This window comes from Streptomyces sp. Root1304 (genome assembly GCF_001426405.1).
Classification (GTDB): domain Bacteria; phylum Actinomycetota; class Actinomycetes; order Streptomycetales; family Streptomycetaceae; genus Streptomyces.
The window spans coordinates 146,951-162,420 of the sequence record NZ_LMEP01000028.1 but is presented as its reverse complement, the minus strand read 5'-3'; the positions used below and the strand labels follow the sequence as shown (position 1 = coordinate 162,420).

At 74.7% G+C, this 15,470-nt stretch carries 10 protein-coding genes; 2 read left to right on the top strand and 8 right to left on the bottom strand.

The window, feature by feature from the left end; translation table 11 throughout:
* The first annotated feature begins 129 nt into the window (after window positions 1–129).
* On the top strand, window positions 130–1,428 hold the full coding sequence (locus ASD33_RS33125) for a sensor histidine kinase (protein WP_056569379.1): 1,299 nt from the start codon (window positions 130–132) through the stop codon (window positions 1,426–1,428).
* Complete coding sequence (locus ASD33_RS33120; RefSeq protein ID WP_056569375.1) at window positions 1,416–2,060, top strand: response regulator transcription factor; 645 nt, start codon at window positions 1,416–1,418, stop codon at window positions 2,058–2,060. Before ASD33_RS33125 ends, ASD33_RS33120 begins: the two co-directional genes overlap by 13 nt.
* A 40-nt stretch (window positions 2,061–2,100) precedes the next feature.
* On the opposite strand, the gene ASD33_RS33115 is transcribed toward ASD33_RS33120, so the two are convergent.
* The 8 genes from ASD33_RS33115 to ASD33_RS33080 all read right to left on the bottom strand — a co-directional run bounded on the left by ASD33_RS33115 (window position 2,101) and on the right by ASD33_RS33080 (window position 15,351).
* Entirely contained in the window at window positions 2,101–4,596 is a 2,496-nt protein-coding gene (locus tag ASD33_RS33115; protein WP_056569371.1) for an FtsX-like permease family protein, read from the bottom strand.
* Entirely contained in the window at window positions 4,593–5,477 is an 885-nt protein-coding gene (locus tag ASD33_RS33110) for an ABC transporter ATP-binding protein (RefSeq protein ID WP_242427259.1), read from the bottom strand. Before ASD33_RS33110 ends, ASD33_RS33115 begins: the two co-directional genes overlap by 4 nt.
* 95 nt (window positions 5,478–5,572) lie before the next feature.
* Window positions 5,573–9,025, bottom strand: a complete 3,453-nt coding sequence (tmk, locus tag ASD33_RS33105; RefSeq protein ID WP_079045144.1) for a dTMP kinase — start codon at window positions 9,023–9,025, stop codon at window positions 5,573–5,575.
* A gap of 140 nt (window positions 9,026–9,165) precedes the next feature.
* On the bottom strand, window positions 9,166–12,000 hold the full coding sequence (topA, locus tag ASD33_RS33100) for a type I DNA topoisomerase (RefSeq protein ID WP_056569369.1): 2,835 nt from the start codon (window positions 11,998–12,000) through the stop codon (window positions 9,166–9,168).
* Window positions 12,001–12,282: 282 nt separating this feature from the next.
* Window positions 12,283–12,480, bottom strand: a complete 198-nt coding sequence (locus tag ASD33_RS33095) for a hypothetical protein (protein WP_056569366.1) — start codon at window positions 12,478–12,480, stop codon at window positions 12,283–12,285.
* Between the two features lie 237 nt (window positions 12,481–12,717).
* Entirely contained in the window at window positions 12,718–13,524 is an 807-nt protein-coding gene (locus ASD33_RS33090) for an ABC transporter permease (RefSeq protein ID WP_056569363.1), read from the bottom strand.
* Window positions 13,525–13,537: 13 nt separating this feature from the next.
* On the bottom strand, window positions 13,538–14,350 hold the full coding sequence (locus ASD33_RS33085; RefSeq protein ID WP_056569358.1) for an ABC transporter permease: 813 nt from the start codon (window positions 14,348–14,350) through the stop codon (window positions 13,538–13,540).
* Window positions 14,347–15,351 (bottom strand): ABC transporter ATP-binding protein, encoded by a 1,005-nt coding sequence (locus tag ASD33_RS33080; RefSeq protein ID WP_056569355.1) that lies wholly within the window; start codon window positions 15,349–15,351, stop codon window positions 14,347–14,349. The genes ASD33_RS33085 and ASD33_RS33080 overlap by 4 nt, the downstream gene beginning before the upstream one ends.
* Window positions 15,352–15,470: the final 119 nt, after the last annotated feature.

Sequence of the window (15,470 nt, the reverse complement as noted above, 5' to 3'; positions counted from 1 at the left end):
TGAGGAAGGGAAGGGGTACGGGTTCGATCCTCGCCCGGCAGCCCTTCGCGCACAGCGGTACCCGCCCCCGGACCGATGGTGGAGCCTGCTCCACCGCACCCCTCGGGTCCTCCCGCATAGCCTGTCCTCATGCGTGACGCGATCAAGGAAGCGGGCCGGGCCTCGCTCCACCTCCTGTACGGGGCCGCCATCGCGCTCCTCTGCTACCTGATGATCGGCGTCGCCCTCTTCACCGCCCTCCTCACCGTGACGGTGATCGGCGCCGGAGTGCTTCCCGAGAGCGTGCTGCTGCTGCGCCGGCTGGCCGGCTGGGAGCGCCGCCGTACCGCCGCCTGGACCGGGACCCCCGTACCGGAGGCGTACCTTCCGCTGGAAGGGCCCCTCCCCGCGCGCGTGCGCACGGCCGTCACCGACCCCGGCACGGCACGGGACCTGGTCTGGGCCGCCGCGCAGCTGCTCTACGGCCTGGTGCTCTGGTACGCCTCGCTCGTCCTGTGGGCGCCCGCGCTGCTCGTCGACGGGGTGGTGACCGGGCTCGCGGGACACCGGCCCGTCGCCCTGCCGCTGATCGGCAGGCTCGCCCGCCTCGCCGCCGAGTGGTCGCGCGCGCTGCTCACGCCCACCCCCTCGGCCGCCAGGGACGCCGCGCTCGCCGCCCGCATCGAGCAGCTGACCGCCACCCGGGCGGGCGCCGTCGCCGCGCACGGCGCCGAGCTGCGCCGGATCGAACGCGATCTGCACGACGGCGCCCAGGCCCATCTGGTGGCGCTCTCCATGCGGATCGGCCTGGCCAAGCGCGCGTACGACTCCGATCCCGCCGCCGCGCGCCGGCTCCTCGACGACGCGCAGACCCAGGCCGAGGCGGCGCTCGCCGAACTGCGGCACGTGGTGCGCGGCATCCACCCGCCGATCCTCACCGACCGTGGTCTGACGGGGGCGGTACGGGCCCTGGCCGCGAGCAGCGGCCTGGAGGTGGCGGTCTCCGTGACGGGCCTGGCCCACGAGGACGGCGCCCTCGACGCGAGCCCAGGCGACGACAGCCCGCCCACCGACAGGACTCTCGACACGAGCCCGGCCCCCGACGCCGCGACGGGCTCCGGGTCCGGATCCGCCCCCGACGCCGCGACGGGCCCCCGCGCCCCCGCCGCCGTCGAGGCCGCCGCCTACTTCGCCGTCGCCGAGGCCCTCACCAACGCCGCCAAGCACAGCGGTGCCGGCCGCGCCACCGTCGCGCTCTCCCGCGAACCCGCCGCTCTCCGCGTGCGCGTGGCGGACGAGGGCCGGGGTGGCGCCGAGGCGGGCGAGGGCGGCGGCTCCGGGCTCACCGGACTGCGCCGCCGGGTCGCCGCACTCGACGGCACCGTACGACTGACCAGCCCCGTCGGGGGCCCGACCGTGATCGAAGTGGAGCTTCCGTGCGTGTGGTGATCGCCGAGGACAACGCCCTCCTGCGGGAGGGCCTCGTGCTGTTGCTGACCTCCTCCGGCCATGAGGTGGCCGGGGTCGCGGCCACCGGCCCCGAGGTCCTGCCGCTGCTCCTGGAGCACCGGCCCGACGTGGCCGTCCTCGACGTGCGGATGCCGCCCGGCTTCCGCGACGAGGGGCTGCGGGCGGCGCTCGCGGCCCGCGAACAACTGCCGGGACTTCCGGTGCTCGTGCTCTCCCAGTACGTGGAGGAGACGTACGCCGCCGAGCTCCTGGGCGGCGGCGCGCGGGGCGTCGGCTATCTCCTGAAGGACCGGGTGGGCCGGGTGGACGAGTTCCTCGACGCCCTGGAACGGGTCGCGTCCGGCGGTACGGCCCTGGACCCGGAGGTCGTCACCGAGCTGCTGGCCCGCCGCCGCGACGACCCGCTGGACTCGCTCACGCCCCGCGAGCGCGAGGTCCTGGAGCTGATGGCGCAGGGCCACGACAACGGCACGATCGCCCGCTCGATGGTGGTCACCGAGCGGGCCGTGCACAAGCACATCGGCAACGTCTTCCTGAAGCTCGGCCTGCCGCCGACCGACAGCGGCGGCCACCGCCGGGTCCTCGCCGTGCTCGCCTACCTCAACGCCTGAGCGACACCGCGCACCCGACCGGGGGCCGGGTGCGCACGCGTCAGCGCCTGGACGAGACCGGCAGGAACACTCCCGCCACCACCGTCACCACCACCGCGCAGGCGATCACTCCGGCGTACGCGGGCGGCAGATACGGCAGCCCGCCCGTGAAGGACCAGGCGAAGGCCGTCAGCGGCAGGGCCGCCACCACGGCGCCGATGAGCAGACCGGTGACGGTCAGGAACCCCGCCTCCAGGCCGAGCATCCGGCGGAGTTGACCCGCGGAGGCGCCCACCCGGCCGAGGAGACGGAGCTCCTCACGCCGTCCGGCACCGATCAGGGTGAGGGTGCTGAGCACGGAGAGGAGGGTGAGCCCGCCGATCGCGGCGACGACCGCCGCCGAGACGAGCCCGTTCAGCTCGGCGCCCGGCGGGGTCACCTGCTCGGGTACGACGGGCTCGTGCGGCCCGACGCCCGCGACGGACACGGCGCCGGCCCCCTCCGTATCGACCAGCACGCGCGCGGGATACGGGTCACTCATGTGCGGGGCAAGTTCCGCCGCCGGCAGCAGGAACTCGCCGAGCGCCAGCGAGCGTTCGTACACCGCGACCACCTTCAGCTCCCGCGGCGTCCCGTCGCCGAGCCGCAGCCCGACCGTCGAACCGGGCCGTACGTCCAGCGAGTCGGCCATGTCCGCGCCGACCGCCACCGTGCCCGTACGGGCGAGCCCCGCCAGGTCACCGGCGACGACGTCCGGGTCGAGCGTGCCCGTCAGACCGGCCGCGTCGACGCCGAGCACCGGAAGCCGTTCCAGGCGCGGCGAACCCGCCTCCGTCCGGGCCAGCACCACCGTGGAACGCAGCACGTCCGTCGCCGCGGCGACCCCGGGCAGCTTCCGCACCCGCTCCGCCGTCGTGCCGGACACCGCCAGGTCCGCGGTCGTCGCCGCGCGGGCCTGCGCGTCGGCGGCCCGCTCCGCCGTCGTGCCCGCCGCGAGCTGCACCAGCGCGAAGGCGGTCACGAGGACGACCGGGACGAGCGCGGCGCCGAGGCGGCGCGAGTGGGCCCGTGCGCCGGCGGCCGTGAGCCGCCCCGGTGCGCCGCCGAGCCGCCGGAACGGCCGGTCCAGGACCCTCATCGCCGCCCCCGCGATCCACGGCCCGAGCAGCGCGCACCCGGCGACCAGTGTCACCGTGGCTGCTCCGGCGGCGGCCGCGGCCGCCCCACCGCTCTGGGCGGTGGCCGTACCGGCCGACGACACGCCCACCACGAGCAGCGCGATCCCGCTCACCCGCCGGGCCGTGCCCTTCCCCGGCCGGCCAGGACCGCGGGCGGCGAAGAGGACGACGAACCGGGCGAGACCCACCACGACGGCGGCGGCGAGGAGAGCGCCGGGGAACAGCCAGGGCGGAGCGGCGAGTTCGAGACCGTCCGGGACCACTCCGGTACGGCTCCGCAGCGCCGACCACAGCCACAGGAACACCGGTACGGACAGCAGCGCGCCGAACAGCGCGGCGGCGCCCGCCACCCGGGTCACCTCGCGTCCCGCCGCCGCCCGTACCTGCCGGGGCGTCGCCCCGACCGAGAGCAGCAGCTCGCGCTCGCCCGCGCGCTGCTGGAGCGCCTGGGCCACCAGGGAGGCGAGGACGAGGACGGCGACGAGGACGACGGTCCCGGAGACGGCGGCGAGGAGCTGGAGCAGTTCGGCGCGCGCGGGCGCGGCGGCGAGGTGTTCGGCCGTGCCCCGGCCGTCGCCGGTGAAGGCCCTGAGCGGCTGCCCGGAGGCGGTGTCCTTGAGCCCGGCCCGGTCGAGGGCGTCCCGTACGCGCGCGTGGAGGGTGTCGACGGGCACGCCGGGCTCGGCGAGGACGCCGATCGCGTCGACGGAGTCGCGGGGATCGGCGCTCACCGGATTCCCGGCGAGCCGCAGGGCCTCCGCCGCCGTGACGTACAGCGCGACGGGCCCGTCGGCGATCCCGACGACCTCGCGCCCGGCCACAGTGTCCCCGACCCGGACGCGACCACCGGCGCCGAGGTCGGCACCCGCGTCCGCACCCGCACCCGCACCCATCACGACCTCCCCGGCCCCGCGCGGCTCCCGCCCCGCGAGCAGCCGGTACGGGGCCAGCCGGGCCGCGTCCCAGGACCGTCCGGTGTAGGTCCGGGTCTCCCCGGCGGAGTCCGCCGCCCGGTCCCGTACGACGAAGGCGCGGTCCGGCACCGCGGCCCGTACGCCCGGCACCGCCCGCAGGACGTCGACGGCCGCGCCCGGGACCCGTACCCGCTCGGTCAGACCGGCGGTCTCCGTGGTCGGCTCGCTCCCCCAGGGCTTGGTGGTCCAGCGCACTTCCTGGTCCCCGGCGACGACGACGGACGCGGCGGCGTACCGCTCCACGCGCGCGTGGCCGAGGCCGGTCGCACCGAGGGCGAGGGCCAGGGCCCCGAGCAGCGCGGAGGTGACGGCGACGGCGGCGAAGACCGCCGCCCACGCCTTCCGGTGCGCCCGCAGGGAGCGGGCGGAGAGCAGCCGTACGGCGGGGTTCGCGAACGCCTTCATCGGGTCACCGCCCCGGAGATCCGTCCGGCGCCGCCCGTACGGAACCCACCGGCGTCCGGTCCCGGGCGCCCCGCCTCCGCGTGGCCGCCCGGCGTCTCCCGTACCCCCAGCATCTCCCGTACGCCCGGCTCGTCCGGCCGGTCGAGGCGGCCGACGAGCCTGCCCCGGTCGAGGAACACGGCCTCGTCCGTCCAGGCCGCCGCCACCGGGTCGTGGGTGACGAGGACGACCGTGGTCCCCCGCTCGTCGACCGCGCGCCGCAGCAGGGCGAGCACCCCGGCCGCCGTGACCGGGTCGAGCGCGGCGGTCGGCTCGTCGGCGAAGACGACCTCGGGTTCGTTGACCAGGGCGCGGGCGATGGCCACCCGCTGGCGCTGGCCGCCGGACAGGTTCTCCGGAGTGTCCTCGGCCCGGTCGGCGAGCCCGACGGCGTCGAGCCCGGCCAGGGCGCGGGCGTCGAGCGCCCGGCCTTCGCGGGCCCCGGCGAGGAGCAGGGGCAGGGTGACGTTCTCCCGCACGTTCAGGGCGGAGACGAGGTTCAGGGACTGGAAGACGAAGCCGACGCGGTCCCGCCGGAGCCGGGTGAGCGCGGTCTTCTTGAGGCCGGCGAGGTCGGTGCCGCCGATCCGTACCGTTCCGGCCGTCGGCCGTTCGAGTCCGGCGGCGCACCGCAGCAGGGTGGACTTGCCGGAGCCCGACCGGCCCATCACCGCGAGGAACCGGCCGCGCGGGACGACCAGGCCGACGCCGTCGAGCGCGGGCGCCCCGCGCCCGTAGGTCCTGCTCACCCCGTCGAGGGAGAGGGCGGCATCCGGGGCACGGAAGGCACCGCCGCCGGTACGGGTACCGGCACCGCTGTCCGTCACTGCAGTCGTCGTCATACGACAACGCTAGAAAAGCGCAGGTCACAGCGGTATGGGGCTGGCTTCCGGCTTGGGGGTGGTGCTGGCTACACCCCCAAGCCGGGGGGAAAGGATCAGCGGCGGCGCCGGGGACCCTCGTCCTCGTCCTCGTGCGGGCCGAACAGCTCGTCCGCGAGCGTCGGAAGATCGTCGAGCGGGGTCTCCTCGGCCCAGTCGGAGCGGCGCCGGGGCATGCCCTTCTCGTCGAGCTGGGGCAGCTCGCGGGTCCGGTCGTTCGCCCCGTGCGGCTCCGTGCGCGCGTCCCGGAAGATGCCCTGCGGCACCCGGTCGGTGGGGTCGGAGGCCGGAGTGTCCCGTACGGGAGGCAGGACGGCGGTCGACTCGGTGTCGCGTACGGGGGGCAGCACGGCCGTCTCGTCGGCGGCGCGCGGCTCACGGTCCCGGATCTGCGGCAGGACGGCCGTCTCGGCCTCCGGCTTCGGGAGCTTCACGATCGGGGTGGCGACGGTGACCTCGTCGGGCGAGACGGTCGGCTCGTCCGCCGCCTCCCGCCGGACGGCCGTACGCGGGTCGGCCCCGCGCGGAGCACGCCCCGCACCCGGCTTCGCCGCGCCCGGCTTCACGACCGGCGTCGGCTCGGTGACCGCCTCCGGCCGCACGACCGGGGTCTCCACCGTGACCTCGTTCGCGGACGCCTCGGCGGCCCGCGCGGCCTTCTCGGCACGGGCGGCCTGCTCGGCGGCGGCCTTCTCGGCCTCCGCCGCGCGCGCCGCCGCCGCCTTCTCGGCCTCGGCCGCCTTCGCCGCCGCCGCCTTCTGCTCGGCCGCCGCCCGCTCACGGGCAGCCTTGGCCGCCTCGGCGCGCTGCGCCGCCGCCAGCTCCGCGGCCGCCTTCTCGGCCGCCGCGCGCTCGGCAGCGGCCTTCGCGGCCGCCTCGGCCGCGATCTTCTCCGCGGCCGCCTTCGCCGCGGCCTCCTCCGCAGCCTTCGCGGCGGCGGCGGCCTCGGCCATCCGGCGGGCCTCCTCGGCGCGCAGCAGCGCCTCCTCGGCCTTGCGCTGCTTCTCCAGGCGGCGTTCCTCCGCCTCGGCCCGCAGCCGGGCCTCCTCCTCGGCCTCCTTGCGGAGACGCTCCTGCTCCTCCTGGCGGGCCTTCTCCTCGGCCGCGAGACGTCGGCGCTCCTCCTCGGCGGCGGCCTCGGCGGCGATCCGGGCCTCCTCGGCCTTCCGGCGGGCCTCCTCCGCCTGCCGTTCGGCCTCCAGGCGGCGCGCCTCCTCCTCCTCGCGGCGCTTCCGCTCCTCCTCCTCGGCGCGGAGCCTGGCCAGCTGCTCCTGGCGCTCGCGCTCCAGGCGCTCTTCCTCGGCCTTGCGGGCGGCTTCCTCCTCGCGCCGCTTGCGCTCCTCCTCCTCGGCCTTGCGGCGGGCCTCCTCGACGGCCTTCACCTCGGCCTCGGAGAGCGGCAGCATCCGGTCGAGCCGGTGGCGCACGACGGTGGTGACGGCCTCGGGCTCCTGCCCGGCGTCGACGACGAGGTAGCGGCTGGGGTCGGCGGCGGCGAGGGCGAGGAAACCGGCCCGTACGCGCGCGTGGAACTCCGGCGGCTCGGACTCCAGCCGGTCGGGGGCCTCGGTGAACCGTTCCCTCGCCGTCTCCGGGGAGACGTCGAGGACGACGGTCAGGTGCGGGACGAGCCCGTCGGTCGCCCAGCGGGAGATGCGGGCGATCTCGGTCGGGGACAGGTCGCGGCCCGCGCCCTGGTAGGCCACGGACGAGTCGATGTACCGGTCGGAGAGGACGATCGCGCCCCGCTCCAGGGCCGGCCGGACGAGGGAGTCGACGTGCTCGGCGCGGTCGGCCGCGTACAGCAGGGCCTCGGCGCGGTTGGAGAGCCCCGCCGACGACACGTCGAGGAGGATCGAGCGGAGGCGCTTGCCGATGGGGGTGGCGCCGGGCTCGCGGGTGACGACGACCTCGTGGCCCTTGGCGCGGATCCACTCGGCGAGCGCCTGCACCTGGGTGGACTTGCCGGCGCCGTCGCCGCCCTCCAGGGCGATGAAGAAGCCGGTCGGGGAGGGCGCCTGCACCGGGTCGGAGCCGCGCAGCGCGTCGCGCAGGTCGCGGCGGAGCGGGACGCCCGCCCGGTCGTCGGTCTTCGCGAGGACGAGCGCGGCGACGGGCAGCAGCAGGGCGCCGATCAGGGCGAGCGTGAAGGCGGCCCCGCCGTGGGCGAGGACGAAGTCGCCGGAGGCGAGCCGGTGCGGCCCGATGGCGGCGGCGAGCAGCGGCGCGGCGAGCGCGCCGACGGCCATCCCGACGCGGGCGGTGGCCTGGAGGTGCTCGGTGGTGCGGGCCCGGCGGGGCTCCTCGGTCTCCTGGTCGACCAGGGTGTGGCCGGTGTTCGCGGCGACCCCGGCGGCGTATCCGGCGAGGACGGCGAGGAACAGCACAGTCGCCGTGTCCGGGACCAGGCCCATCGCGATCAAGGCGACCCCGGTGACGGCGGTCACGAGGGCGAGCAGCCGGCGCCGGGACAGCACGGGCAGCACGGAGCGGGCGGTGCGGATGCCGACGGCGGTGGCGCCGCTGAGCGCCAGGATCAGGAGGGCGTACGTGACGGGCCCGCCGCCCAGGTCGTAGGCGTGGAGCACGGCGACGGACGCGGCGGCCGCGATGGCCCCGGCGACGGTCGCGCAGGTCAGGACGAGGATCTGGACGACACCCGTACGGCCCTTCTCGCCGGCCGGGCGGCGCAGGCCCTCCAGCGGCGAACGCGGCCGGGGGGTCTCGCCACCGGGCAGCGCCATCGCGTACAGCACGGTGACGGAGGCGGTGAAGAGGCCGGCGGCGACGTACGAGCCGAGGGCGGCCTGGTGCAGCGAGAACCAGTCGATTCCGGCGCCGAGCAGGTCGCCGACGAGGGTGGCGACGAGCAGGACGGCGGCGGCGGCCGGGACGGCGAGGAAGCCGGTGCGCTGGGAGAGCCGCCGCAGCGCGCCGAGGTGGTCGGGCAGCGGCCGTACGGCCCCGCCCTCGATCGGCGGGGCGGGCAGCAGCGCGGGGGCGGCGCCCTCGCGGCTGATCGTCCACAGCCGTTCGGCCGCTCCGGTGACGAAGACGGTGCCGAGCAGGTACCAGAGGGCGCTGCCGGGGGTCCAGTCGATCCACAGCGGGGCGATGACGAGCAGGGCGATCCGGACGCCGTCGGCGCCGATCATGGTCCAGCGCCGGTCGAGGAACCCGCCGGGTCCGGTGAGCGCGGTCAGCGGTCCGAGGAGCACGGCCCCGAAGAGGACCGCGGACAGCAGGCGGGCGCCGACGACGGCGGCCACGGCGAACGCGGCTCCCCGGGCGCCGCCGCCGAGCGCGCCCTCGGAGACCGCGGCCTGGAGGCCGAGGAGGACGAGCACGAGGAGGGCGAGGGCGTCACCGACGCTGCCGACCAGGTGGGCACTCCAGAGCCGGCGCAGCGGCTGATGGCGCAAGAGGGCCCGTACGGCACGCTCCCGGGAATCCGCGACGAGTGCGGCGTCGGAATCGCCGAGGCGGTCTGGCTGCTCTGCTCGCGTCATCCGTCCACCCTATCCGGACGGCCTTGCTCCCCGCGGCCTCCGCCCGAACATCCGGACGAGCCTGTGACAGGACGGTGGGGAACGAGAGGCGGGGGKGGAGGCACCCGCCTCCACCCCCGCCTTTCCCGTGCTCGGCGGGACTACTCCGGCTTCGCCGCCGCCGTCTTCTTCGCGGCGGTCGTCTTCTTCGCCGTCGTCGTCTTCTTCGCGGCCGTCTTCTTGGCGGTGGTGGTCTTCTTCGCCGCCGTCTTCGTGGCCGTCTTCTTCGCCGTCGTGGCCTTCTTCGCCGGGGCCTTCTTGGCGGTCTTCTTCGCCGGTCCCTTGGCGCGCTTCTCCGCGAGCAGCTCGTAACCGCGCTCCGGCGTGATGTCCTCCACGCTGTCGCCGGTCCGCAGGGTGGCGTTGGTCTCGCCGTCCGTCACGTACGGGCCGAAGCGGCCGTCCTTGACGACCACGGGCTTCTCGCTGACGGGGTCGGTGCCCAGTTCCTTCAGCGGCGGCTTGGCGGCCGCCCGGCCACGCTGCTTGGGCTGCGCGTAGATCGCGAGCGCCTCCTCCAGCGTGATCGTGAAGAGCTGCTCCTCCTCGGTCAGCGACCGCGAGTCCGTGCCCTTCTTCAGGTACGGGCCGTAGCGGCCGTTCTGGGCGGTGATCTCGACGCCCTCGGCGTCCGCGCCGACGACCCGGGGCAGCGACATCAGCCGGAGCGCGTCGTCCAGGGTGACGGTGTCGAGGGTCATCGACTTGAAGAGGGAGGCCGTGCGCGGCTTCACCGCGTTCTTGCCGGTCTTCGGGGTGCCCTCGGGCAGGATCTCGGTGACGTACGGGCCGTAGCGGCCGTCCTTCGCGACGATCTGGTGGCCGCTGACCGGGTCGGCGCCCAGCTCGAAGTCACCGCTCGGCTTGGCGAGCAGCTCCTCCGCGAGCTCGACGGTCAGCTCGTCGGGCGCCATCTCCTCGGGGACGTCGGCGCGCTGGTGGCCCTCGGCCTCCTTCTCGCCGCGCTCGACGTAGGGGCCGTAGCGGCCGACGCGGAGCACGATGCCGTTGCCGACGGGGAAGGAGGAGATCTCGCGGGCGTCGATCGCGCCGAGGTCGGTGACGAGCTCCTTGAGGCCGCCGAGGTGGTCGCCGTCGCCGTTCCCGGCGTCGGCCGCGCCACCCGCGCCGGAACCCTCGCCCTCACCGAAGTAGAAGCGCTTCAGCCACGGCACGGACTGGGCCTCGCCGCGTGCGATGCGGTCGAGGTCGTCCTCCATGCGGGCGGTGAAGTCGTAGTCGACGAGCCGCCCGAAGTGCTTCTCCAGGAGGTTGACGACGGCGAAGCTCAGGAAGGACGGGACGAGCGCCGTGCCCTTCTTGAAGACGTAGCCGCGGTCGAGGATCGTGCCGATGATCGACGCGTACGTCGACGGGCGGCCGATCTCGCGCTCTTCCAGCTCCTTGACCAGCGAGGCCTCGGTGTAGCGGGCCGGCGGCTTGGTCGAGTGGCCGTCCGCGGTGATCTCGTCGGCGGTCAGCGCGTCGCCCTCGGCGACCTGCGGGAGGCGCTTCTCGCGGTCGTCGAGCTCCGCGTTCGGGTCGTCGGCGCCTTCGACGTACGCCTTCATGAAGCCGTGGAAGGTGATCGTCTTGCCGGAGGCGCTGAACTCGGCGTCGCGGCCGTCGGCGGCCCGGCCGCCGATCTTCACGGTGACCGAGTTTCCGGTCGCGTCCTTCATCTGGGAGGCGACGGTCCGCTTCCAGATCAGCTCGTACAGGCGGAACTGGTCGCCGGTCAGGCCGGTCTCCGCGGGGGTGCGGAAACGATCACCCGAAGGGCGAATCGCCTCGTGCGCCTCCTGCGCGTTCTTGACCTTGCCCGCGTAGACGCGCGGCTTCTCCGGCAGGTAGTCGGCGCCGTACAGCTGGGTGACCTGCGCCCGCGCCGCCGAGACGGCGGTGTCGGACAGGATCGTGGAGTCCGTACGCATGTAGGTGATGAAGCCGTTCTCGTACAGCTTCTGCGCCACCTGCATGGTCGCCTTCGCACCGAAGCCCAGCTTGCGGCTCGCCTCCTGCTGGAGGGTGGTGGTCCGGAAGGGGGCGTACGGCGAGCGGCGGTACGGCTTCGACTCGACCGAACGCACCGAGAAGGCGGTGTCGGCGAGCCCGGCGGCCAGCGCCCGGGCGTTCGCCTCGTCCAGGTGGAGCACGCTCTCGCTCTTCAGCCGCCCGTCGGCGCCGAAGTCACGGCCCTGCGCGACGCGCTTGCCGTCGACGGCGGCGAGCCGCGCGACCAGCTGGGACGGGTCGGAGGCGTCACCGGTACGGCCGGTGCCGAAGGTGCCGGTGAGGTCCCAGTACTCGGCGGAACGGAAGGCGATGCGCTCGCGCTCCCGCTCGACGACGAGCCGGGTGGCGACGGACTGCACGCGGCCGGCGGACAGCCGCGGCATGACCTTCTTCCACAGGACCGGCGAGACCTCGTAGCCGTACAGCCGGTCGAGGATGCGGCGGGTCTCCTGGGCGTCGACCATGCGCTGGTTCAGCTCGCGCGGGTTGGCGACGGCCTCGCGGATCGCGTCCTTGGTGATCTCGTGGAAGACCATCCGGTGGACCGGGACCTTGGGCTTCAGGACTTCCTGGAGGTGCCACGCGATGGCTTCGCCCTCGCGGTCCTCATCGGTGGCGAGGAAGAGTTCGTCGGACTCGGCAAGAAGCTCCTTGAGCTTCCTGACCTGCGCCTTCTTGTCGGCGTTGACGACATAGATGGGCTGGAAGTCGTGTTCGACGTCGACGCCGAGGCGGCGCACCTCACCGGTGTACTTCTCGGGCACCTCGGCGGCGCCGCTGGGGAGGTCGCGGATGTGTCCGACGCTCGCCTCGACGACGTAGCCGGGGCCGAGGTAGCCCTTGATCGTCTTCGCCTTGGCAGGCGACTCGACGATGACGAGTCGGCGGCCGCCGTGTGCGGCTTCGCTGGTCGGGGACAACTTCGCTCTTCTCTCCGGATCGACACTCTCTGGCACGTACGGCGCTGGCACGCACGGCAGCGGCACGGACGGTGACGCTCCCGTCGCTGCGGAGTGTGACGGTACAACCCGCCCCCGTGTCAAACGGCGAAAGCCCGCAACGGCCACTCGAACGGTAACCCGAGTCCTGGCATTCCTGCCGCCCGGACTCCCGGTCGGGCGGGGCGGGCCGTCCGCGCGCGGGGCGCCGGAGGGAGATCGCGCGGGCTCCGGAAGAGAGCGCGGAGGGCGCGGGGAGGAGGCTCAGAGCCGGCCGAAGCACCAGACGCCGATGAGGAGGAAGACGGCCCCGGACAGACCGCTCAGCGCGACCGCGACACCCGGGGCGACCCCGTGCGCCACGGGCTCACGGTGCAGTGTCCGCACGGTGGTCCACAGCAGAAGCGCGCCTCCGAACAGCGTGAACGCCGCCCCCGCGAAGATCGCCGGCCCGCTCTCCATGCCCGTACCCCGTTCCGTCACCGTGCGGTGTTCGTCTCCCGGGGCCGAGGCTGACACCCCCGGGCGTCAGGGGTGCGAACTCCGGGTGAACGGCGTGGAGCGGCCCGTACGGTTTCACGAAGATGGCCGGTAGTGGTCCGCGCGTCCGTCACTCCGCTTCTCCGTCCCCTCCTCGCCCTCCTTCCTCGCTCTCCTTCCTCCGTTTCCCTCGTCACATCGTGTTCCCCGTCTCCTCCGTCACATCGTGTCGAGGGTGGCCCGGCGGCGGCTGCCCCGCTCGAAGACCGCGAGCAGGACGACGGCGAGCAGCCCCCATCCGGCGCCGACCGCGAGCTCGGCCCCGAACAGGGACGCGTCGAGGCCGGTGCCGGCGGTCAGCCCGCGCGCCGCGTCCGCCGCATGCGTCAGCGGCAGCAGCTCTCCGGCGACCCGCATCCACTCCGGCAGGCTCTCCCGGGGGACGGCGGCACCGGTCAGCAGGAGCAGCACCGAACTCGCCACGTTCGACACCAGGAACACGTCCCGGAAGCGCAGCCCGAGCGCGCCGAGGGCCAGCCCGAACGCCGAACAGGCACCGGCCGCGGCGAGCAGCACCAGGCCGAGACCGGGCAGCGCCCCGGCGGGCACGGGCAGCCCGAGGACGAGCGAGGCGGCGGTGAGCACGAAGGCGCTGACGACCACCCCGTTGAGGACGTACGGGAGGGCGCGGCCGAGCCAGAGCGGGACCCGGTGCCGGGGCGAGAGCAGGACGGCGCCGAGCGTGCCGTACCGGCGCTCGTTGGCGACGGCCATCGTGCCGCCGTACACGCAGGAGGCGGAAGCCGCGAGCACGGCGTTTCCGACGAGGTGGAAGCGGTCGTCGGCGACACCCAGTTCCCTGCCCAGGTAGACGAAGAAGAAAACCTGGAGAAGCGGCCCGACCAGCAGCGTTCCGATGAACATCGGCGGGGTGGTCCAGTTGAACAGCGCCCGGTAGGAGATCGCCCCGCCGACGACGAGGAGCCGGGCGGTACCGAGGAAACGGAAGCCATGGAAACGGAACATCTTCGCCGGCCTTTCAGGTGAGGGCGAGGGTCGCGGCGGCGCGCGCCCGGCGCTCCACCCGCCCGAGGACGAGGACGGCGGCCAGGGCGTATCCGGCCCCGAGCGCGAGGGCGGTGAGCACGGGGGTGACCACGTCCCCGCCGGAGGTCGCCGCGTGCACGGCCCGCGCACCCCAGGTCGTCGGCAGCGCCCAGGAGACCGGGTGGGTCCAGGCGGGCAGCACGGTCACGGGCACGAGCAGGCCGGACAGCAGCCAGACGGGGGTGTCGAGCGGGTTGGCCAGCGCGTTGGCGTTGCGCAGCAGGACGAAGGTGGCGGCGAGCAGCAGCCCCGTCATGCCGAGCGCGAGGACGCAGACCGGGACGGCGGCGAGGAAGAGCAGCGGGTGCGCGAAGTCCAGCGGTACGCCGAAGAGCAGGACGCCCCACAGGAGCGTGGCGCCCATCGCGTACGTGCCGATGACGGCGGTCGCGAGGGTGATCGGGAGCAGCACGAGCGCGAGCGGTGTCGGCGCGACGACCAGGGACTCCAGGGTGCCGAGCCAGCGCTGGTTCTGCACCGCGCCGCCCGAACCGAAGAGCACGGAGCCCCAGATGCCCATGAGTCCGGCGCCGACGGAGGCGGTGAGGAGCCGGTCGGGGTCCCCGGCGGCGCGGAACAGGTAGACGGCGAGGGTCGCGTAGACGAGCGGGACGAGGACGGCGAAGGTGATCTCGATCGGGGAGCGCGACATGTACGAGACATGGGTGCGCACCCCGACGAGGACGAGCCGCGGGACACGCCGGAGGAGGGCGGTGCGGGAGGCGTGCGGGGTACGCGTGCTCATACCGGCACCGCCTCGGCGGCGGCCCCGCCGGCCGCCTCCTCCACGATCGCGATGTAGGCGTCCTCCAGGGACGGTTCGCGGCTCGTGATCCGGCCGATCCGGACGCCGTCGAGCGCCGCGAGGACCGGTCCGTGCAGCTCTCCGGCCCCCCGGCCGGTCTGCACCGTCACGGTCTGCAGCGCGCCCCGGTCCTCGGCGGACACGCCCCGGACGCCCGGCACCCGCTGTACGCGGTCGAGCCGTTCCTCGTCGACGCCGTACGCCTCGATCTCCAGCACGTCCCGTTCCCCGACGCGGGACTTGAGGCTGTCGGGGGTGCCGAGGGCGCGGATGCGGCCGCCGGCGATGACGGCGATCCGGTCGCAGAGTTCGTCGGCCTCGGCCATGTAGTGGGTGGTCAGCAGGACGGTCGTGCCGGCCGCGGTGAGGTCGGAGACGGTGCGGCGCAGGTCGCGGGCGGCGACGGGGTCGACACCGATGGACGGCTCGTCGAGGAAGAGGACGTCGGGGTGGTGGAGGAGTCCGCGGGCGATGTGGAGGCGCTGCCGCATGCCGCGCGAGTAGCCCTCGACCCGCTCCTTCTCACGGCCCAGGAGGCCGACCAGGTCGAGCAGTTCGGCGATGCGCTTCTTCTGCCGGCGGGGGCTGACGCCGTACAGCTCGGCGAAGTAGCGGAGGTTGTCGAGCGCGGACAGCCGGTCGTACAGGCCGCGGTCGCCGCCGAAGACGTACCCGATGCGGCGGCGCACGGCGACGGGGTCGCGGGCCACGTCGTGGCCGAACACCCGGGCCGTGCCGGAGGTCGGCAGGAGCAGGGTGTTGAGCATCTTGATCGTGGTGGTCTTCCCGGCGCCGTTGGGGCCGAGGAGGCCGAAGAGTTCGCCCGGCGCCACCTCGAAGGTGACCCCGCGCACGGCCTCGGTCTCGGTCCGCCGGGACTTCGGCCACCCGGTCCTGCTGGTGTAGGTGCGGCGCAGCGCGTCCGCCTCGATTGCGAGCATGCGCCGGACGGTAGGAGCCGGGGGCGGGGGCGGGCCATCGATTCGGGAGCCCCCGAATCGTCGGGGAGGGGTCGGGGTCTTCGCCCCGGCAGGGGCCTTCACGTCGGCCGGGGCTTCGT